Here is an 18,682-nt window from a genome sequence, read left to right as displayed (position 1 = left end):
GCCCTCCGCCGCCGCACTACGCGAGGCTGTCCCGCCAGGCCCGGTGCAGATCGGCGAACCTGCCCGTGCCCGCCACGAGTTCGGCCGGTCCGCCGTCCTCGACGATCTTCCCTTGCTCCATCACCAGGACACGGTCCGCGATCTCGACGGTCGAGAGCCGGTGCGCGATGACCACCGCCGTGCGCCCCCTCAGCACCGTCGCCATCGCCCGCTGCACCGCGCGCTCGCCCGGGATGTCCAGCGAGCTGGTCGCCTCGTCGAGGATCAGCACCGCCGGGTCGGCCAGCAACGCCCGCGCGAACGCCACCAGTTGCCGCTGCCCGGCCGAGATACGGCCGCCGCGCTTGCGTACGTCGGTGTCGTAGCCGTCGGGCAGGGCGCTGATGAAGTCGTGCGCTCCGATCTCCTTCGCCGCCTGCTCCATCTCCTCGCGGGTCGCGTCCGGGCGGCCGATCGCGATGTTCTCGGCGACCGTGCCGGAGAACAGGAACGACTCCTGCGTCACCATGACCACCCCGCGCCGCAGCTCGGGCACCGCGAGGTCGCGCAGGTCGACGCCGTCCAGCAGCACCCGGCCCTCGGAGGGGTCGTAGAACCGGGCCAGCAGCTTGGCCAGCGTCGACTTTCCGGCGCCGGTGGAGCCGACGACCGCGACCGTCTGCCCGGCCGGGATCGTGAGGTCGAAGCCGGGCAGCACCTCGCCGCCGGTGCGGTAGCCGAAGCTGACGCCGTCGAAGACGACCTCGCGGCCCGGGAGCTCGCTCGCCAGGGGCGGCAGCGGCCGGGGGTCCGCCGGCTCGGGGACGGACGGGGTCTGGGCGAGCAGCCCGGCGATCTTCTCCAGCGAGGCCGCCGCCGACTGGTACGAGTTGAGGAACATCCCGAGCCGGTCGATCGGGTCGTACAGCCGCCGCAGGTACAGCACGGCCGCCGCCAGCACACCGAGGGCCAGCGTGCCGCCCGCGACCCGGTAGGCGCCCCACAGCACGATCGCCGCGACCGCCGAGTTGGCGACCAGCCGCGAGCCGGTGACGTAGCGGGCCATCTCCAGCAGCGCGGTGCCGTTGGTCCGCTCGTGCCGCTGGTTGAGCACGCCGAAGTCCGCGTCGTTGACGGCCTCGCGGCGGAAGGCGCGCACCGGCCGGATGCCGTTCATCGTCTCGACGAACTTCACGATGACGGCCGCGATGGCGGTGGACCGCGCCCGGTACACCCGCCCGGCCCGCCGCTGGTACAGCCGCACGAGGGCGTAGAGCGGCACCAGGGACGCCACCGCCACGCCCCCGAGGCCCAGGTCGAGCCAGAGCAGCATCGCCGAGATGTAGACGAAGGACAGGACGACCGTCACGAGCTCCTGGAGGCCCTCCTCCAGCAGCTCGCGCAGGGACTCCACGTCCGCCGTGGAGCGGGAGATGAGCCGGCCCGAGGTGTAGCGCTCGTGGAAGTCGACGCTCAGCGCCTGCGCGTGGCGGAAGATCCGGCCGCGCAGGTCGAGCAGCACGTCCTGGCTGACGCGGGCCGCGGCGAGGACGAAGGCGTACTGCAGCGCGCCCGAGGCCAGCGCGCAGGCCAGATAGCCGGCGCCCACCGTGATCAGCGGCCCGTGGTCACCGGCCCGGAACGCCGGTACGGCACGGTCGATGGCGTACGCCACGAGCAGCGGGCCCGCCTGCACGACCGCCTGCTGGAGCAGCAGCAGAACCGTCGTGACCGTGACCCGGGCCCTCAGGGGTGTGAGCAGGGAGCGCAGCAGGGCGGCGGTGGCGCCCGGGGGAGTGGGCAGGACGTCCTGGTCGAAGGGGTCTCCGGTGGCGGGCGTCCGGTCGGCGGGTTCGTCGTCGGGTTTGCTGTCGGCCGGTGTGCCGGTGGCCGCCGTCATCGTGCGCCCTCCTCTTCCCCTGACATCAGGTGCGCGTACTCGGCGTTCGTCCGCAGCAGTTCGTGGTGGGTGCCGATGGCGGCGATCCGGCCGCCGGACAGCAGCGCGACCCGGTCGGCGAGCAGCACGGTGGAGGGGCGGTGCGCCACGATCAGCGCGGTCGTGTCCGCGAGGACGTCCCGCAGGGCGGCCTCCACCGCGGCCTCGGTGTGCACGTCCAGTGCCGACAGCGGGTCGTCCAGGACGAGGAACTCCGGCTGCCCGACGACCGCCCGGGCGAGCGCGAGGCGCTGCCGCTGCCCGCCGGAGAGGCTGAGGCCCTGCTCGCCGACCTGGGTGCTGGTCCCCTGCGGCAGGGCGTGCACGAAGCCGGCCTGGGCGACGGCGAGGGCGCGCTCCAGCTCCGGCGTCCCGGCCGTGCCGTCGGCCGCCCCCATGAGAACGTTGTCGCCGACCGCGGCCGAGAAGAGCGTGGGCTCCTCGAAGGCGACGGCGACCTTGGCGCGCAGGGCTTCCCTGGAGAGGTCCGTGATGTCGACGCCGTCGAGGGTGATGCGGCCCGAGGTCAGTTCGTAGAGGCGGGGGATGAGTGCCGTGAGGGTGGTCTTGCCGCTGCCGGTGGAGCCGACCAGGGCCATGGACTCGCCAGGGCGGATGTGGAGGTCGATGTGCTGGAGGACGGGCGGGGCATCGGGCGGGGCGTCGGGGTAGCGGAAGGTGACGCCGTGGAAGCGAAGTCCTCTGTCTCCCAGGGATGCTGACCGGCCGCCCACCGTGACCCGGCGCTCCTCCACCTCCTCGTCCATCACCTCGAAGTACCGCTCGGTCGCCGTCGCCGCCTCCTGGCTCATCGCCAGCAGGAAGCCGATCGACTCCACCGGCCACCGCAGGGCCAGCGCCGTCGACAGGAACGCCACCAGCGTCCCCGCCGACAAGCCCCCGTCGGCGACCTGCACGACCCCCACGACCAGCGCCGCGCCGATCGCCATCTCGGGCAGTGTCACGATGACGCCCCAGATCGCCGCCAGCAGCCGCGCCTTGCGCAGCTCCGTGCCGCGCAGCTTCCCCGACAGGTCCCGGAACGCCCGCGCCTGGCTCCGGTGGCGTCCGAACCCCTTGATGACGCGGATGCCGAGCACGCTCTCCTCGACGACCGTCGTCAGATCGCCGACCTGGTCCTGTGCGCGCCGCGCCACCTCGGCGTACCGCTTCTCGAAGACCACGCAGGTCACCATCACGGGCACGGCGGGCCCGAGGATCACCAGCCCCAGCGTCCAGTCCTGGAGCAGCATGATGACCACTCCGATCACTATCGTCACCCCGTTGACCAGCAGGAACGTCAACGGGAAGGCGAGGAACATACGGAGCAGCATCAGGTCCGTCATCCCCCGCGACAGCAACTGCCCGGAGGCCCACCGGTCGTGGAAGGACACCGGCAGCCGTTGCAGGTGCCGGTACAGATCCGCCCGCATCGACGCCTCGACGTGCGCCAGCGGCCGCGCCACCAGCCAGCGCCGCAGCCCGAACAGCAGGGCCTCCGCGAAGCCGAGCAGCAGCAGGAGCAGCGCCCCGAGCCACACCCCGGCCGGGTCCCGCTCGGCGACCGGCCCGTCCACCATCCACTTCAGGACGAGCGGGATCACCAGGCCCGTGCTGGAGGCGACTATCGCCACGAACACGGCGCTGAACAGCCGTGCCCGCGCGGGCCGCACGTACGGCCACAGGCGCAGCAGCGTGCGCACGGCAGAACGGTCGGGGGCGGGGGCAGATGTCGTGGCCATCAGCAGTGAGCCTACGGATCGCCACTGACACTGCCCACCGAGTTTTCTCCGAGTCCGGGTCCGTCCTTGGTCCTACGACCTGCGTTTTCGGGGGGTCTTATGGCCGGCATCAGCCGATCGGCTGATGCCCGTTCGAGCGCGACGGGCGATGTGCGCGGACCCGCCGCACCGGGACCCTCGGTCCATGCCCGTCATCGAAGTCACCGACCTGCGCAAGGCCTATGCCGGCCGCCCGGCCGTGGACGGCGTCTCCTTCGCCGTCGAGGAGGGCGAGATCTTCGGGATCCTCGGCCCGAACGGCGCCGGCAAGACCACCACCGTCGAGTGCGTCGAGGGCCTGCGCGTCCCCGACTCCGGCCGGGTCCGCGTCACCGGCCTCGACCCGGTCGCCGACCACGAGCGCGTCGCCCAGGTCCTGGGCGCCCAGCTCCAGGAGAGCCGGCTCCAGCCCAAACTCACCGTCCGTGAGGCGCTGGAGCTCTACAGCGCGTTCTATCCGCGCCCCGTCGACTGGCGTCCGCTGGCCGAACGCCTCGGCCTGCAGGAGAAGCTGACCACCCGGTTCGCCAAGCTGTCGGGCGGCCAGAAGCAGCGCCTGTTCATCGCGCTCGCCCTGATCGGCGACCCCCGGGTCGTCGTCCTGGACGAGCTCACCACCGGCCTCGACCCGCGCGCCCGCCGCGACACCTGGCAGCTCATCGAGGACATCCGCGCGAACGGTGTCACCGTCCTGCTCGTCACGCACTTCATGGAGGAGGCGCAGCGGCTCTGCGACCGGATCGCGGTGATCGACAAGGGCCGGGTGGCCGCCCTGGACACCCCGTCCGGGCTGATCCGCCGCTCGGCGGGCGCCACCGTCATCAGCTTCACCCCGTCCACACCCCTGGACGACCATGAGCTGAACACGCTCCCCGCCCTGGTGGCCGTCGAGAACAAGGACGGCCGGATCACGCTGTCCGGCACGGACGACACGGTCAACGCCGTGCTGTCGCTGCTCGCCCGCCACCACATCACCGCCCGTCAACTCCGCGTCACCGACGCCACGCTGGACGACGCGTTCCTGGACCTCACGGAGGCCTCGGCATGAGCACGGCACTGATCAACCCCGCTGTTCTGCGCAGCGAGTTCCGGCTCTTCCGGCGCGAGCCGGGCAGTCTCTTCTGGATCCTGCTGTTCCCGGCCCTGCTGCTGGGCATCCTCGGTTCCGTGCCGTCCTTCCGCGAGGCGCAGGACGGACTCGGCGGGCTGCGGATCGTTGACGTCTACGTGCCCGTCTGCGTCCTGGTCGCCCTCATCATGGCCGGGGTGCAGGCGATGCCGCCGACCCTCACCGGCTACCGCGAGAACGGCATCCTGCGCCGGCTGTCCACGACTCCCGTCCGGCCCTCGGCCCTGCTGGCCGCCCAGATGCTGGTGAACGGCGTGGCGGCCCTGGCCTCCGCGCTGCTCGCGCTCGCCGTCGGACGGCTCGCCTACGGCGTACGCCTGCCCGAACAGCCCGTCGGGTACCTGCTCGCGCTGCTCCTCGCCGTGCTCGCCGCCATCTCGCTGGGCGCGGTGATGTCGGCACGGGCCCGCACGACGAAGATCGCGACCGCGATCGGGACCGCGGTGTCCTTCCCGATGATGTTCTGCGCCGGGGTGTGGGTGCCCGTGCAGGCCATGCCGGACGTGCTGGGCCGCATCGTCCAGTGCACCCCGTTCGGCGCCGCCGCCCGGGCCCTGGACCAGGCCGCCGGGGGCGACTGGCCCGGCTGGGGCCACCTGGCCGTCCTCGTCGCGTGGACCGCGGTGCTCTCGGCGTCGGCCGCGCGCTGGTTCCGCTGGGAGTGACCGGTGCCCGGGGAGGGGACACGGCCGTGGCCGACACTGTGGGCATGACGGACGTGGCGGGTGTGGAGCAGCGGTGGGCGGCGTACTTCCGCTGGGGGCCGTACGGGATGCTCGCGGCGGGCACCGTGCTCGCCGCGGCCACGGTCGACGCGGTCGGCATGACCACGGTGGAGCGGTACGCCACCGTCGTCCTGGTCGGCGCAGCGGTGGCCCTCCAGGTGTGGTGGGGGCGCTGGTCCCGCGGCCGGCCCCTGGTCCCGTCGGTGCCGGGCGCCTGCTACTACTTCGTGCGCTGGGCGCTGGGATTCGCGCTCAGCTGGTTCAACCCGTTCTTCGCCTTCTACGCCGCCGCCGGATTCGTCGGCCCCGACCGGCTGCTGAGGGGGCGCCCCCTCAAACTCGGGCTGCTGGCGACCGCGGTGACCATCGCGGGGTCGCAGTCCGGTGGCATGCCCCTGCACGGGCCGCTGAACTGGGCGGTGTTCGGCGCACTGCTCTGCGTCCACATCGGGCTGCTGGTCGTCTTCGGCCAGTTGGCAGCGCGGGAGGAGGAACGCACCCGGATCCAGACCGCGAGCATCACCGAGCTGGAGCGCACCAACGCGGCCCTGCAGCAGGCCCTCGACGAGAACGCCGCCCTGCACGCCCAGCTCCTGGTGCAGGCCCGGGAGGCCGGAGTCGCCGACGAGCGCCGGCGGCTGGCCGCCGAGATCCACGACACCATCGCCCAGGGTCTGACCGGCATCATCGCCCAGCTCCAGGTCGTCGCGAACGCCCCGGACCTGGCCGTGGCCCGCACCCATCTCGAACGCGCCTCGGACCTGGCCCGGCACAGCCTCGGCGAGGCCCGCCGCTCGGTGCACAACCTCGCCCCCGTGGCGCTGGCCGACGCCGGACTGCCGGAAGCCCTTAAGAAGACGGTCGCCGAGTGGGGCGAACGGACGGGGGTGCGCGCCGAGTTCACGGTCACCGGCACCGACGAGCAACTCCACGAGGAGATCGCGGCCACGCTCCTGCGGATCGTCCAGGAGGCCCTGTCCAACACGGCCCGGCACGCGGCCGCCGGCCGGGTCGGTGTCACCCTGTCCTTCCTCGGCGACGAGGTCATCCTCGACATCCGCGACGACGGCCGCGGCTTCGACCCGCTCGCCGTCCCCGAACGCACCCGAGCCGGCGGCTTCGGCCTCGACGGCATGCGGGCCCGCGCCGAACGCGTCGCCGGGTCCCTCACCGTCGAGTCGGAGCCGGGCCACGGTACGGCCGTCTCGGCTCGCGTACCGTTGGTCCGCCATGACTGACGACGCCGCCGCGATCACCCTGCTCATCGTCGACGACCACCCCGTCGTACGGGACGGCCTGCGCGGCATGTTCGAGTCCGCGCCGGGCTTCCGCGTCCTGGGTGAGGCGTCGAACGGCGTCGAGGCGGTCGCGCTCGCCGCCGCCCTGGACCCGGACGTGATCCTGATGGACCTGCGCATGCCGGGCGGCGGGGGCGTGGACGCCATCCGCGAGCTGACCCGCACCGGCGCCCGCGCCAAGGTCCTCGTCCTGACCACCTACGACACCGACTCCGACACCCTCCCCGCGATAGAGGCGGGCGCGACGGGCTACCTCCTGAAGGACGCCCCGAGGGACGAACTGTTCGCGGCGGTCCGCGCGGCGGCGGAGGGCCGGACCGTCCTCTCCCCGGCCGTGGCCTCCCGCCTGGTCTCGGCGGTCCGCACTCCCCGGACCCCCGGCAGCGACACCCTCTCCGCCCGCGAGCGCGAGGTCCTGGCCCTCGTCGCCAAGGGCACCTCCAACCGCGAGATCGCCCGTGAACTCTTCATCAGCGAGGCCACGGTCAAGACACACCTGACGCATCTCTACGCGAAACTGGGCGTGAAGGACCGTGCGGCGGCGGTGGCCACGGCATACGAGCGGGGCATCCTCGGCTAGCCCGGGTACGGCAGCAGGCCCGCCGCGGTCCTCTCCCAGGACGTCTTCAGCTCGGTGAGCAACTCCGGCTGGTCGGGGGCGAGGTCGGCCTGTTCGCGCTGGTCCTCGGCCAGGTTGTACAGGTGGTCGGTGCCCTCGGCGTCCCGGTAGTACTTCCAGTCGCCGCGCCGCAGCGCCCGATTGCCGCGCACGCGCCAGAACAGGTCCCGCTCGGGGAGCCGTTCGCCCCGCAGCAGGTACCCGGCGAGGCTCGTGCCGTCCAGGGGATACCCCGGGTCGGGCCGGGCACCGGCCAGCTCCAGCAGGGTGGCGGTCCAGTCGGGGGAGAAGTTCGGCTCGTGGCTCACCTGACGGCCGTCGATCCGGGCGGGCCAGCGCAGGATCGCGGGCACGCGGATGCCGCCCTCCTGGAGCGAGAACTTCTGGCCGCTGAGGGGCCACAGGTACGACCAGCGCTCGCCGCCGTTGTCGCTGGCGAACAGCACGACGGTGTTCTCCTCCTGCCCGGAGCGGCGCAGGGCGGCGAGCACCTCGCCGACGGCCGCGTCCAGGCTCTGAACCAACTGCGTGTACTTCGCGACCGAGCCGCCGTCGTAGTGGTGCAGGGCCTTGCTGACCTCGGCCTGTGACGTCGCCGCCCGGATCTTCGCCGCGATCTCGGCGCCGGTCTCCTCGTCACCCTCGGCGAGCCAGGGCCAGTGCGGGGTGGTGAAGTTGAGGTTGAGCAGCCAGGGCCGGTCGTGGTCCCGGCCGACGTACTCGACGGCCCGCTCGGTGAGCACCGTCGTGTAGTACCGCAGGTCCTCGTACTCGGCGTCCCCCTCGTAGAGGTCGTGGCCGCCGAGCTGGCCGAGCTTGGAGAAGTACTCCAGCACGCCCCCGTGATTGCCGAAGAACTCGTCCCAGCCGGACTTGGTGGGGCTGTAGTCGGGCAGCCAGCCGCAGTGCCACTTGCCGATGAGCGCGGTGGCGTAGCCCGCCTTCTTCAGCAGGGAGGCGAGCGTGGGGTGGCCCGGGTCCAGGCCCTGCGACCGGTCGGCGATCGGCTCGGCGAGCCCGCCCTTCGTACGGCCCGGATAGCGCCCGGTGTAGAGGCTGAACCGGGTCGGGGAGCAGGTCGACGAGCCGGAGTAGGCGTCGGTGAACCGCACGCCCTGGCGGGCCAGCCGGTCCAGGTTGGGCGTCCTGATGTGCGGGGCGCCGTAGGAGGACAGGTCGGCCCAGCCGAGGTCGTCGCCCAGGATGACGAGAACGTTGGGGCGGCGCCCGGACCCGGCACCGGGGCGGGCCCTGAACGGCCGCTCGGCGGGGACGGCTTCGGCACCGGCGGCCGTACCGGCGACGGCACCCACGGCACCACCGCCGACGAGGGCACCAAGGGCACGACGGGAGATTTCGGGCATGCGGGGTCCTGGAGACTCGGAGAGGAGTGAGGGGGAGGGCGGCCACGGCTCAGCAAGGACGCTGCCAGCGGTCCGACGACGGGGTCAAGAAGATCCCCGCCGAGTTCACGGACCCGCAACGCCCCGCAACAAAGCGGCAGCCCTACCGGCGAAACGATGCCTCACCCCGCCACCCGCAGCAGCAGCACCGCCCGCGACGGCATCATGATCTCCGTCCCGGCCCGGTGCTCCACGCCCGGTGCCTCCCCCTGCTCCTCCAGGCTCGTGTCGACGACGACCTCGTACCGCTCCGCCCACGGCGGCCCCGGCAGTTCGAAACGCACCGGCCCCTCGCCCGCGTGCAGCACGGCGAGGAAGCTGTCGTCCAGGATCTGCGCCCCGCGCTCGTCCCGGCCCGGGATGTCCCGGCCGGACAGATACATCCCCAGCGTGGCGGCGGGTGCGTACCAGTCCTGCTCCGTCATCTCCGTGCCCCGGGACGTGAACCAGGCCAGGTCGCGCAGCCCGTCCGCGGTCTGGGGACGGCCCGAGAAGAACGCCCGGCGCCTCAGCACCGGGTGCCGGTGGCGCAGCTCGATCAGCCGGGAGGTCAGCTCGAACAGGGCGCGCCATCCGGGGTCCTCCAGCAAACCCCAGTCCACCCAGCTGATCTCGTTGTCCTGGCAGTACGCGTTGTTGTTGCCCCGCTGGGTGCGGCCCAGTTCGTCGCCCGCGACCAGCATCGGCACCCCGGTGGACAGCAGCAGCGTGGTCAGCAGGTTCCGCAGCTGCCGGCGCCGCAGGGCCCTGATCCCCTCGTCGTCCGTCTCGCCCTCGGCGCCGCAGTTCCAGGCCCGGTTGTCGTTCGTGCCGTCGCGATTGCCCTCGCCGTTGGCCTCGTTGTGCTTGCGCTCGTACGACACCAGGTCGCGCAGCGTGAAGCCGTCGTGCGCGGTGACGAAGTTGACGGACGCGTACGGCCTGCGCCCGCCCCAGGCGTACAGGTCGCTGGAGCCCGACAGGCGGTAGCCCATCTCCCGTACGTCCGGCAGCGCGTGCCGCCAGAAGTCCCGTACGGCGTTGCGGTACCGGTCGTTCCACTCCGTCCACAGCGGCGGGAACGCCCCCACCTGGTAGCCGCCCGACCCCACGTCCCACGGCTCGGCGATCAGCTTCACCCGGCGCAGCACCGGGTCCTGGGCGATGACCGCCAGGAACGGGGAGAGCATGTCGACGTCGTGCATCGAGCGGGCCAGCGCCGCCGCCAGGTCGAAGCGGAAGCCGTCCACGCCCATCTCCGTCACCCAGTACCGCAGCGAGTCCGTGATCAGGCGCAGCACCTGCGGCTGGACCACGTGCAGGGTGTTGCCGCAGCCGGTGTAGTCGGCGTAGCGGCGGGGGTCGTCCTGGAGGCGGTAGTAGCCGCGGTTGTCGATGCCCTTCAGGGACAGCGTCGGGCCGAGTTCGCCCGCCTCCGCCGTGTGGTTGTAGACCACGTCGAGGATGACCTCGATCCCGGCCGCGTGCAGGGCGCGCACCATGCGCTTGAACTCGCCGACCTGCTCGCCCCTCGTCCCGGAGGCGGCGTAGGCCGCGTGCGGCGCGAAGTAGCCGACGGAGTTGTAGCCCCAGTGGTTCCCGAGGCCCCGGCGCAGCAGATGGTCCTCGTGCGCGAACTGGTGCACCGGCAGCAGCTCCACCGCCGTCACGCCCAGCCTCACCAGGTGCTCGATCGCGGCCGGGTGCGCGAGCCCGGCGTAGGTGCCGCGCAGTTCCTCCGGGATGCCCGGGTGCAGCGCGGTGAAGCCCTTGACGTGCACCTCGTAGATCACCGAGTCCGCCCACGGCGTCTTCGGCCGGCGGTCGTCGGCCCAGTCGTCGTCATCGTGGACGACGACGCCCTTGGGGACGTACGGCGCCGAGTCCCGGTCGTCGCGCACGGTGTCGGCGACATGCTGCTGCGGCCAGTCGCGCACATGCCCGTACACCTCCGGCGGCAGGCCGAAGTCGCCGTCCACCGCCCGCGCGTACGGGTCGAGGAGCAGCTTCGCCGGGTTCCAGCGGGCGCCGGTCCACGGGTCCCAGCGGCCGTGCACCCGGTAGCCGTAGCGCTGTCCGGGCAGCACCCCCGGGACGAAGCCGTGCCAGATCTCGTGGGTCAGCTCGGTCAGCCGGGCCCGCGACTCCTTGCCCGCCTCGTCGAAGAGGCACAGCTCGACCCCCTCCGCCCCGCCCGCCCACAACGCGAAGTTGGTCCCCGCCACCCCGTCCGGGCCGACCCGGAACCGGGCGCCCAGCGGTGTCGACGCGCCCGGCCAGACGGGCACCATGGGCGGCGGTGCGGGCCGCCGTACGCCGTTCGCGGCGGCGGCCTGGCGCCCGTTCCCGGTGGCCTGACGGCCGGCCACCGCCTCCTGCTCGGCTGCGCTGGACACCTGTCAGCCTCCCGCGGCTCGTGGAACGACGGGTGACAGAGGGGTGCGGTCCTGTACTGCGGCCCGGGCCGCGGCTCCCCTGCGCGTCGTCCTCCCCACTGTTCTGCCCAGAGCGTGGGTCGCACTCACGTTTCACCGGGGGCGGGCATGGTCGTTTCCCGGGGACGCGGCCGGTCGTTGGGTACCCGTGAGGCACGTACAAGGGCGCGCGCGGCGCGCGAGGGCCGCGCTGGCCGCCGTAGTGACATGGGCAGGGCTGCTGGCCGGGGCCACGGGCTGTACCTCGGACGACGCGGGCGGGATCGCCGGGGCGTTCGGCGCGCCCCCGGCGCCCGAGGACGTCATCAAGGTCTCGCCGGACGACGGCAGCAGGGGCGTGCGCCCCGGAAGGACGCTGCGGGTGCGCGTGCCCGACGGCAGGCTGGAGTCGGTGAAGGTCACCCGGTCCCAGGACGCGCAGGAGTCCCCGGTGCCCGGGCGGGTCTCGCCCGACGGCCTGACCTGGGAGCCCGACGAGAAGCGCCTGGGGCTCGCCGCCGAGTACACGGTCGACGCGGTGGCCGTGGACGGCGACGGCCACCGCTCGGCCCGGCACACCACCTTCACGACGTACGTCCCCGAGGAACGCTTCATCGGCTACGTCGCCCCGGAGAACCGTGCCACGGTCGGCACCGGCATGATCGTCTCCCTGGAGTTCAACCGGGAGATCGTCGACCGGGCCGTCGTCGAACGCGCGGTGCGGGTCACCTCCCGCCCGGCCGTCGAGATCCGCCCGCACTGGTTCGGCCGGAGCCGCCTCGACTTCCGCCCCGAGGACTACTGGAAGCCCGGCACCCAGGTCACCGTCGACCTGCGCCTGCGCGACGTCGAGGGCGCGCCCGGGGTCTACGGTCTGCAGCACAAGACGTTCTCCTTCACCGTCGGCCGCGGCCAGGTCTCCGTGGTCGACGCCGCCCGGCACACCATGGAGGTCCGGCGCGACGGCGAGACCCTCGCCACCGTCCCGGTCACGGCAGGCGCCCCCGAGACGACCACGTACAACGGGAAGATGGTGGTGACCGAGATGCTCGACGTCACCCGCATGAACGGCGCCACCGTCGGCTTCAAGAAGCGCGACGGCAAGGGCGAGTACGACATCCCGGACGTCCCGCACGCCATGCGCCTGACCGACTCCGGCACCTTCCTGCACGGCAACTACTGGGCGGACCACACCGTCTTCGGGCGGAGCAACGTCAGTCACGGTTGCATCGGACTGCGCGATGTGAAGGGCGGCGGCTCGGCCACCCCGGCCGGCTGGTTCTTCGACCGCAGCCTGGTCGGGGACGTCGTCGAGGTCGTCAACAGCAAGGACGAGGAGGTCGCTCCCGACAACGGCCTCGGAGGCTGGAACATGGGCTGGAACGCGTGGAAAGCGGGCAGTGCGGTGAAGTAGTCCGACAGGGGCGGATCGACCCGGCGTTCCGTTGGGACGGAACAGTGACATTCGAGGGCCGCCGGTGCCCGGCACCTTGTGGTTACTATGCGCCGGGGCGCGGGGGACGCGCAGGGGTTGTGGGCCTGACCAGGCCCGGGGAGGGGAGAACGACTTGAACGGGCGACCGATATCGGGGGCGTCGGTTGGGGGCAGGCACGGACTGCTCGCGCTGATACTCGGCGGGATGCTCCTCGCCGTCACGGCGTGTGGCGGCGGGGAGAGCGGAGCCGGTGCCGGCGGGGGCACCGGCAAGGGCTCGGACACCGCGCAGAGCAAACAGTCCGAGGCCGTGGTGAGCATCACCCCCAAGGACGGCGCCAAGTCCGTCGACACCAGCGGGAAGCTGAAGGTCACGGCCGCCAAGGGCAAACTGACCGAGGTCGAGGTCAAGGACGCCAAGGGCAAGAAGGTCGACGGCGAGATATCCGGCGACGGCGCCACCTGGACGCCGGCCGGCCATCTGGCCGCCGCCACCAAGTACACGGTCCACGCGCTGGCCAAGGACTCCGAGGGCCGCACGGCCGCCGAGGACGCGGACTTCACCACGCTGACGCCCAAGAACACCTTCACCGGCACCTTCACTCCCGAGGACGGCTCGAAGGTCGGCGTCGGGATGCCGTTCTCCATCCGCTTCGACCGGGGCATCACCAACCCGGACGACGTCGAGAAGGCCATCCGCATCAAGACGGAGCCGGCCGTGGACGTCGAGGGCCACTGGTTCGGCAACGACCGTCTCGACTTCCGTCCCGAGAAGTACTGGAAGACCGGCACCAAGGTGACGGTCGACCTGAACCTCGACGGCGTCGAGGGGCGCTCCGGCGTCTACGGCGAGCAGGACAAGACGGTCGACTTCACCATCGGCCGCAACCAGGTCTCCGTCGTGGACGCCAAGAAGCTCACGATGAAGGTCATGCGCGACGGCAAGCTGTTCAAGACCATCCCGGTCACCACCGGCAAGCCCGGCATGGAGACCTGGAACGGCCAGATGGTCGTCAGCGAGATGCTCCCGGTGACCCGGATGAACGGCGAGACCGTCGGCTACGGCGGCGAGTACGACATCAAGGACGTCCCGCACGCGATCCGCCTCACCACCTCCGGCACCTTCCTGCACGGCAACTACTGGGCGGGCGGCGCCTTCGGCGAGTACAACGCCAGCCACGGCTGCATCGGCCTGCGCGACGTGCGCGGCGGCTGGGACAAGAAGGTGCCGGCCGCCTGGTTCTTCAACCACTCGATGATCGGCGACGTGGTGGTCGTCAAGAACTCCGAGGACCGCGTCGTCGACCCGGACAACGGGCTCAACGGCTGGAACATGTCGTGGGAGAAGTGGAAGAAGTAGCTCCACGATGACCTGAAGGCCCCGGTGTGACGGACCGCACCGGGGCCTTCGGCGTTAGTCCTGGTTAACCTGCTGCCCATGACCGTCTCTCTCGAAGTCGCTGAAGGCGTCGGCACGCTGCGTCTCGACCGCCCGCCCATGAACGCGCTGGACATCGCCACACAGGACCGGCTGAAGGAACTCGCCGAGGAGGCCACGCGCCGCGACGACGTGCGGGCCGTGGTGGTCTACGGCGGCGAGAAGGTGTTCGCGGCCGGCGCGGACATCAAGGAGATGCAGGCGATGGACCACGCCGCGATGGTCCTGCGCGCCCGCGCCCTGCAGGACTCCTTCACGGCGGTGGCCCGCATCCCCAAGCCGGTCGTCGCGGCCGTGACGGGCTACGCGCTCGGCGGCGGCTGCGAACTCGCGCTGTGCGCCGACTACCGCATCGCCGGCGAGAACGCCAAGCTCGGCCAGCCCGAGATCCTGCTCGGCCTGATCCCCGGCGCGGGCGGCACCCAGCGCCTGGCCCGCCTGGTCGGCCCCTCCAAGGCCAAGGACCTGATCTTCACCGGCCGGATGGTGAAGGCCGACGAGGCCCGGGAGATCGGCCTGGTGGACCGGGTCGTCCCCGCCGACGAGGTGTACGCGCAGGCGCACGCCTGGGCCGCCAAGCTGGCACAGGGCCCGGCCCTCGCGCTGCGCGCCGCCAAGGAGGCGATCGACGCCGGCCTGGAGACGGACATCGAGACGGGCCTGACCATCGAACGCAACTGGTTCGCGGGCCTGTTCGCCACCGAGGACCGCGAGCGCGGCATGCGCAGCTTCGTGGAGGAGGGGCCGGGCAAGGCCAAGTTCCTGTGAACACCCCTCCAGGGGCTTGCAATTGACACGGCGTCTGATCCGGATCCCTCGAAGGGGCGGTTTATCGCAGCCTTAAGGGAGCCTTAAGCCTGTCTGGTCGGGATGCGTCGTCGCTTGCCCCCAAGCAGGCCGTATCCGCAGGTCACACGGGCCGTGGAAGGCTCCGAAGTGCCCATGGCATATGCCTTTGGACTGCCGTTTCGGGGCCCGTTCCGGGGGGTCTATTCCCAGGGAACGGCCCCGTCGGGCGCCCCGGACGGCCATGATGGGGGGCATGGCGGGGCTGGAGGGTATGGAACAGCCGCGGGGACACGCACATGCGGCCGCGGCGCGCTGGTCGCCGACCGTCGAGGACGAACGGGCGCTCAAGGCACTGGAGTTGTACGGCAATCCGACGGAGGCAGAGGTTCCACTGCCGTCCCGCCCCGAGTCCGCCGCCACCGCCAGACGGCTCACTCAAGTCGTGGTCCTGCGCCACTGGGGACTCACCCCCAAGATCACCGAGGAGGCGGTCCTGCTCGTCTCCGAACTGGTCGGCAACGCCGTACGCCACACCGGCGCCCGCGTCTTCGGGCTGCGTCTGCACCGGCGCCGGGGCTGGATCCGTGTCGAGGTCCGCGACCCCTCCCGGGGGCTGCCCTGTCTGATGCCGGTCCAGGAGATGGACGTCAGCGGCCGGGGCCTCTTCCTCGTCGACAAGCTGGCCGACCGCTGGGGGGTCGATCTGCTGCCCCGGGGAAAGACGACGTGGTTCGAGATGCGGGTCGCCGACCGCTGACGCCCGCTCACGGCCCACCGGCGGCGGCACGGGCTCGACCGGGGGTGTGACCTGCGACGACTCACCTGGATGTCGATCGGGCGAATCACCGATTTCCCTGCGAAGCGCCCCTTAAATGGTCCAATGCACCGCCACTTCCTCAAGAGCACCCTCGTCGCGGGCGCCGCCCTCGCCGTCCTCGCCGCCTGCGGCACCCAGGGCGAGGAGCGGACCTCCGGGACACGCCCCACCAAGGCCGCCGTGCCCGCTCCGGCCGAGAAGAAGACCGTCCAGGGCCTGCCGGGCATGCCACCCGTCCTCGACCCCAAGGACGTGTACGCGGCCGACCGCCCCAACAAGCTGTCGCCCGTGGTCAAGGGCTTCCCGTCCCGGGTCTACGTCCCCAACACCGAGTCCGACACCGTCTCCGTCATCGACCCGAAGACGTACGAGATCATCGAGACCATCCGAGTGGGCCGGCAGCCCCAGCACGTCGTGCCCTCCTGGGACCTGAAGACGCTCTGGGTCAACAACAACCGCGGCCACACCCTCACCCCGATCGACCCGAAGACCGGCAAGGCGGGCAAGGAGGTCGAGGTCCACGACCCGTACAACCTCTACTTCACGCCCAACGGCAGGTACGCCGTCGTGATGGCCTCCCTCGACCGCGAGCTGGTCTTCCGCGACCCGCACACCATGGAGATCAAGAAGACCGTCCCGGTCTCCTGCTACGGCGTCAACCACGCCGACTTCTCCCTCGACGGCCGCTACTTCATCGTCTCCTGCGAGTTCAGCGGCGAGCTGCTCAAGGTCGACACCGAGAAGATGAAGGTCGTGGGGCAGCAGCGGCTGCCGTTCGAGGGCGCCATGCCGCAGGACGTGAAGGTCTCACCGGACGGCAAGAGGTTCTACATCGCCGACATGATGGCCCACGGGATGTGGGTCCTGGACGGCGACCGGTTCACCGAGCCCACCCTGCTGCCCACCGGCAAGGGCTGCCACGGCCTCTACGTCAGCCGCGACTCCCGCGAGATGTACGTCTCCAACCGAGGCGAAGGCACCGTCTCCGTCTTCGACTTCACCCGGAACAAGCTCACCAAGAAGTGGGACCTGCCCGACGGCGGCAGCCCCGACATGGGCGGCGTCTCCGCCGACGGCAAGGTCCTGTGGCTCTCCGGCCGCTACGACGCCGAGGTCTACGCCATCGACACCCGCACCGGCGCCCAGCTCGCCCGCATCCCCGTCGGCAGCGGCCCGCACGGCCTCGCGGTCTACCCGCAGCCCGGCCGCTACTCCCTCGGCCACACGGGCATCTTCCGGTGAGCGCCATCTGCCGTCCACCGAAGGGAAGTCGACACTTCGGCGATCATGAGCAAGTGCGAGAGCAATCCGCACTCCGAGCCCTGGCACTGAGCAGCGCCTCCGAGCCCACGGGCCGGTAGCCGGCCGCCTGGAACGCCCGCAGACTACGGGCGTTCCCCGCCGACACCTGGGCCCACACCGGGGCGTCCCCGACCAGGTGCCGCGCCGCCGCCACCAGCCGCCGCCCCAGCCCCCGCTGCCGCGCCTCCTCCGCCACCTCGACGGCGACCTCCCACCGCCCGGCCACCCCGCGGCCGAGGACGAGAACCCCGCCGTCCGCCGCCCACACCCGCACGTCGTCCCGCCGACGGCGTGCGGAGACCACCCGTGGATGACTGGGATCGTCGATCTCCGTCAACGCGAGCGGAGGCTCCCCGGGCAGCGCGGCGCCGGTCAGCAGCACGTCGATCGTGTCGGACGTACGCCCGGTCCGGTCCATGAGGGCCGCCAGGAAACGGGCGTTCATCGTGGCCGCGAGACCGTCGCAGTCGGTGCCGGCCAGCGTCCGGCGTATCCACCCGGGATCCTCGTCGGTGAAGACGACCGAGTGGGCCGTGAAGGCGAGGACCCCCGCGTCCCGGTGCGAGGGCTGGTTCACGATCGTCGTCCCGCCGTCCGCCGGCGGGAAGACGCCTCGGGCCGCCGCGTCCAGAATGCCCTGCAGAGTGTCCGCCACCGACGCGCTCCTTGAGTCTCCACCCACTGGAGGGCCCAGACTCGCAGACATGATCGACGACGGCACCGGAATGCTCACCATCGGGGAACTGGCCCGGGTCACCGGGCTGACCGTGCGCACCATCCGCTACTGGTCCGACGAGGGTGCCCTGCCCCCGGTGGCCCGGTCCGCGGGCGGCTACCGGCTGTACGACGCCGCGTCCGTGGCCCGCCTGGAGCTGATCCGCACCCTGCGCGAACTCGGCCTCGGCCTGGCGGACGTCCGCCGGGTCCTGGCCGGCGAGACGACGGTCGCGCAGGTCGCCGCAGCGCACGTGGTCGCGCTGGACGCACAGATCCGGTCGCTCACGGTGACCCGCGCGGTGCTGTCGACGGTGGCGAAGCGGGGCTCCAGCGAGGAGGAGATGACACTCATGAACAGACTGGCACGGCTCTCGACGGCCGAACGGCGGCAGATCGTCGAGGACTTCATGGCGGAGGTCTTCGAGGGGATCGACACGGCAGACCCGGACATCCGCCACCGGCTGCGTCTCGCGGCCGCCGAGCTGCCCGACGACCCCACTCCCGAGCAGGTCGACGCCTGGGTGGAGCTCGCCGAGCTGATCCAGGACCCCGGCTTCCGCGCCCAGATGCGGCAGATGATCGAGTTCAACGCGGCCGACCGGGGGCCGGACGTACCGGCCGGATCGTCCCTGTGGTTCATCAGCCGGCTCGTACAGCTCGCCGCGGACGCCCGGCAGCGCGGCATCGCCCCCGGGGCACCGGAGGCCGACGGCGTCCTGAGGGATCTGCTCGGCGACACCGACCGGGCCGCCGTACTCGAACGCCTCTCGGCCGCATCCGACGTACGGGTCGCCCGCTACCGCGAACTCCAGGCCCTCGTCAACGGCCTCGGCCCCCAGCCGACCTACGACGAGGAGTTCGCCTGGGTGGTCGCCGCGCTGGAGGCACGCACGGCCAGTTAATCTGACCTGCGTCAGC

At 71.8% G+C, this 18,682-nt stretch carries 15 protein-coding genes; 10 read left to right on the top strand and 5 right to left on the bottom strand.

Features of this window, described 5'->3' with window-relative positions; all coding sequences use genetic code 11:
• Positions 1-16: 16 nt before the first annotated feature.
• Together ACZ6I3_RS36700 and ACZ6I3_RS36695 are read right to left on the bottom strand one after the other, a co-directional pair.
• The gene (locus tag ACZ6I3_RS36700; protein WP_469420676.1) at positions 17-1,879 is read right to left on the bottom strand and encodes an ABC transporter ATP-binding protein; all 1,863 of its coding nucleotides are present in this window, start codon (positions 1,877-1,879) and stop codon (positions 17-19) included.
• Entirely contained in the window at positions 1,876-3,660 is a 1,785-nt protein-coding gene (locus ACZ6I3_RS36695; protein ID WP_469420675.1) for an ABC transporter ATP-binding protein, read from the bottom strand. Before ACZ6I3_RS36695 ends, ACZ6I3_RS36700 begins: the two co-directional genes overlap by 4 nt.
• Positions 3,661-3,844: 184 nt before the next feature.
• Between ACZ6I3_RS36695 and ACZ6I3_RS36690 the strand changes: the two genes are divergently transcribed.
• Genes ACZ6I3_RS36690 through ACZ6I3_RS36675 form a run of 4 tightly spaced genes read left to right on the top strand, consistent with a single transcriptional unit; the run spans position 3,845 to position 7,431 of the window.
• Positions 3,845-4,747, top strand: a complete 903-nt coding sequence (locus ACZ6I3_RS36690; protein WP_469420674.1) for an ABC transporter ATP-binding protein — start codon at positions 3,845-3,847, stop codon at positions 4,745-4,747.
• Positions 4,744-5,493: an ABC transporter permease gene (locus tag ACZ6I3_RS36685; protein WP_469420673.1), complete on the top strand. Its 750-nt coding sequence runs from the start codon at positions 4,744-4,746 to the stop codon at positions 5,491-5,493. The genes ACZ6I3_RS36690 and ACZ6I3_RS36685 overlap by 4 nt, the downstream gene beginning before the upstream one ends.
• A 44-nt stretch (positions 5,494-5,537) precedes the next feature.
• The gene (locus ACZ6I3_RS36680; protein WP_469420712.1) at positions 5,538-6,791 is read left to right on the top strand and encodes a sensor histidine kinase; all 1,254 of its coding nucleotides are present in this window, start codon (positions 5,538-5,540) and stop codon (positions 6,789-6,791) included.
• Complete coding sequence (locus ACZ6I3_RS36675; RefSeq protein WP_469420672.1) at positions 6,784-7,431, top strand: response regulator; 648 nt, start codon at positions 6,784-6,786, stop codon at positions 7,429-7,431. Before ACZ6I3_RS36680 ends, ACZ6I3_RS36675 begins: the two co-directional genes overlap by 8 nt.
• Here ACZ6I3_RS36675 and ACZ6I3_RS36670 read toward each other — a convergent pair.
• Together ACZ6I3_RS36670 and glgX are read right to left on the bottom strand one after the other, a co-directional pair.
• Entirely contained in the window at positions 7,428-8,834 is a 1,407-nt protein-coding gene (locus ACZ6I3_RS36670; protein WP_469420671.1) for a sulfatase family protein, read from the bottom strand. The genes ACZ6I3_RS36675 and ACZ6I3_RS36670 overlap by 4 nt on opposite strands.
• A 161-nt stretch (positions 8,835-8,995) precedes the next feature.
• On the bottom strand, positions 8,996-11,248 hold the full coding sequence (gene glgX / locus ACZ6I3_RS36665; protein ID WP_469420670.1) for a glycogen debranching protein GlgX: 2,253 nt from the start codon (positions 11,246-11,248) through the stop codon (positions 8,996-8,998).
• A gap of 187 nt (positions 11,249-11,435) precedes the next feature.
• Between glgX and ACZ6I3_RS36660 the strand changes: the two genes are divergently transcribed.
• From ACZ6I3_RS36660 to ACZ6I3_RS36640, 5 genes are all read left to right on the top strand, one after another.
• Positions 11,436-12,680, top strand: coding sequence for a L,D-transpeptidase (locus ACZ6I3_RS36660; RefSeq protein WP_469420669.1), 1,245 nt, complete (start codon positions 11,436-11,438; stop codon positions 12,678-12,680).
• 154 nt (positions 12,681-12,834) lie between these two features.
• Positions 12,835-14,061 (top strand): L,D-transpeptidase, encoded by a 1,227-nt coding sequence (locus ACZ6I3_RS36655; RefSeq protein WP_469420668.1) that lies wholly within the window; start codon positions 12,835-12,837, stop codon positions 14,059-14,061.
• Positions 14,062-14,139: 78 nt separating this feature from the next.
• Positions 14,140-14,907 (top strand): enoyl-CoA hydratase/isomerase family protein, encoded by a 768-nt coding sequence (locus ACZ6I3_RS36650; protein WP_189727742.1) that lies wholly within the window; start codon positions 14,140-14,142, stop codon positions 14,905-14,907.
• A 274-nt stretch (positions 14,908-15,181) separates the two neighbouring features.
• The gene (locus ACZ6I3_RS36645) at positions 15,182-15,685 is read left to right on the top strand and encodes an ATP-binding protein (RefSeq protein ID WP_469420667.1); all 504 of its coding nucleotides are present in this window, start codon (positions 15,182-15,184) and stop codon (positions 15,683-15,685) included.
• Between the two features lie 123 nt (positions 15,686-15,808).
• Positions 15,809-16,987: a YncE family protein gene (locus tag ACZ6I3_RS36640; protein WP_469420666.1), complete on the top strand. Its 1,179-nt coding sequence runs from the start codon at positions 15,809-15,811 to the stop codon at positions 16,985-16,987.
• A gap of 43 nt (positions 16,988-17,030) precedes the next feature.
• Here ACZ6I3_RS36640 and ACZ6I3_RS36635 read toward each other — a convergent pair whose 3' ends face one another.
• Positions 17,031-17,753 (bottom strand): GNAT family N-acetyltransferase, encoded by a 723-nt coding sequence (locus ACZ6I3_RS36635; RefSeq protein WP_469420665.1) that lies wholly within the window; start codon positions 17,751-17,753, stop codon positions 17,031-17,033.
• Between ACZ6I3_RS36635 and ACZ6I3_RS36630 the strand changes: the two genes are divergently transcribed.
• Entirely contained in the window at positions 17,752-18,666 is a 915-nt protein-coding gene (locus ACZ6I3_RS36630; RefSeq protein WP_469420664.1) for a MerR family transcriptional regulator, read from the top strand. The genes ACZ6I3_RS36635 and ACZ6I3_RS36630 overlap by 2 nt on opposite strands.
• The last annotated feature ends 16 nt before the right edge of the window (positions 18,667-18,682 follow it).

The organism is Streptomyces sp. NPDC041940, assembly GCF_055589465.1.
This window is presented reverse-complemented; position numbering and strand designations above follow the sequence as displayed.

Bases quoted from the DNA above. Each gene is read 5' to 3' on its own strand.
- ACZ6I3_RS36700 (WP_469420676.1), bottom strand. From the start codon at position 1,879: ATGACGGCGGCCACCGGCACACCGGCCGACAGCAAACCCGACGACGAA.
- ACZ6I3_RS36695 (WP_469420675.1), bottom strand. From the start codon at position 3,660: ATGGCCACGACATCTGCCCCCGCCCCCGACCGTTCTGCCGTGCGCACG.
- ACZ6I3_RS36690 (WP_469420674.1), top strand. From the start codon at position 3,845: ATGCCCGTCATCGAAGTCACCGACCTGCGCAAGGCCTATGCCGGCCGC.
- ACZ6I3_RS36685 (WP_469420673.1), top strand. From the start codon at position 4,744: ATGAGCACGGCACTGATCAACCCCGCTGTTCTGCGCAGCGAGTTCCGG.
- ACZ6I3_RS36680 (WP_469420712.1), top strand. From the start codon at position 5,538: ATGACGGACGTGGCGGGTGTGGAGCAGCGGTGGGCGGCGTACTTCCGC.
- ACZ6I3_RS36675 (WP_469420672.1), top strand. From the start codon at position 6,784: ATGACTGACGACGCCGCCGCGATCACCCTGCTCATCGTCGACGACCAC.
- ACZ6I3_RS36670 (WP_469420671.1), bottom strand. From the start codon at position 8,834: ATGCCCGAAATCTCCCGTCGTGCCCTTGGTGCCCTCGTCGGCGGTGGT.
- ACZ6I3_RS36650 (WP_189727742.1), top strand. From the start codon at position 14,140: ATGACCGTCTCTCTCGAAGTCGCTGAAGGCGTCGGCACGCTGCGTCTC.
- ACZ6I3_RS36645 (WP_469420667.1), top strand. From the start codon at position 15,182: ATGGCGGGGCTGGAGGGTATGGAACAGCCGCGGGGACACGCACATGCG.
- ACZ6I3_RS36640 (WP_469420666.1), top strand. From the start codon at position 15,809: ATGCACCGCCACTTCCTCAAGAGCACCCTCGTCGCGGGCGCCGCCCTC.
- ACZ6I3_RS36630 (WP_469420664.1), top strand. From the start codon at position 17,752: ATGATCGACGACGGCACCGGAATGCTCACCATCGGGGAACTGGCCCGG.
- ACZ6I3_RS36635 (WP_469420665.1), bottom strand. From the start codon at position 17,753: ATGTCTGCGAGTCTGGGCCCTCCAGTGGGTGGAGACTCAAGGAGCGCG.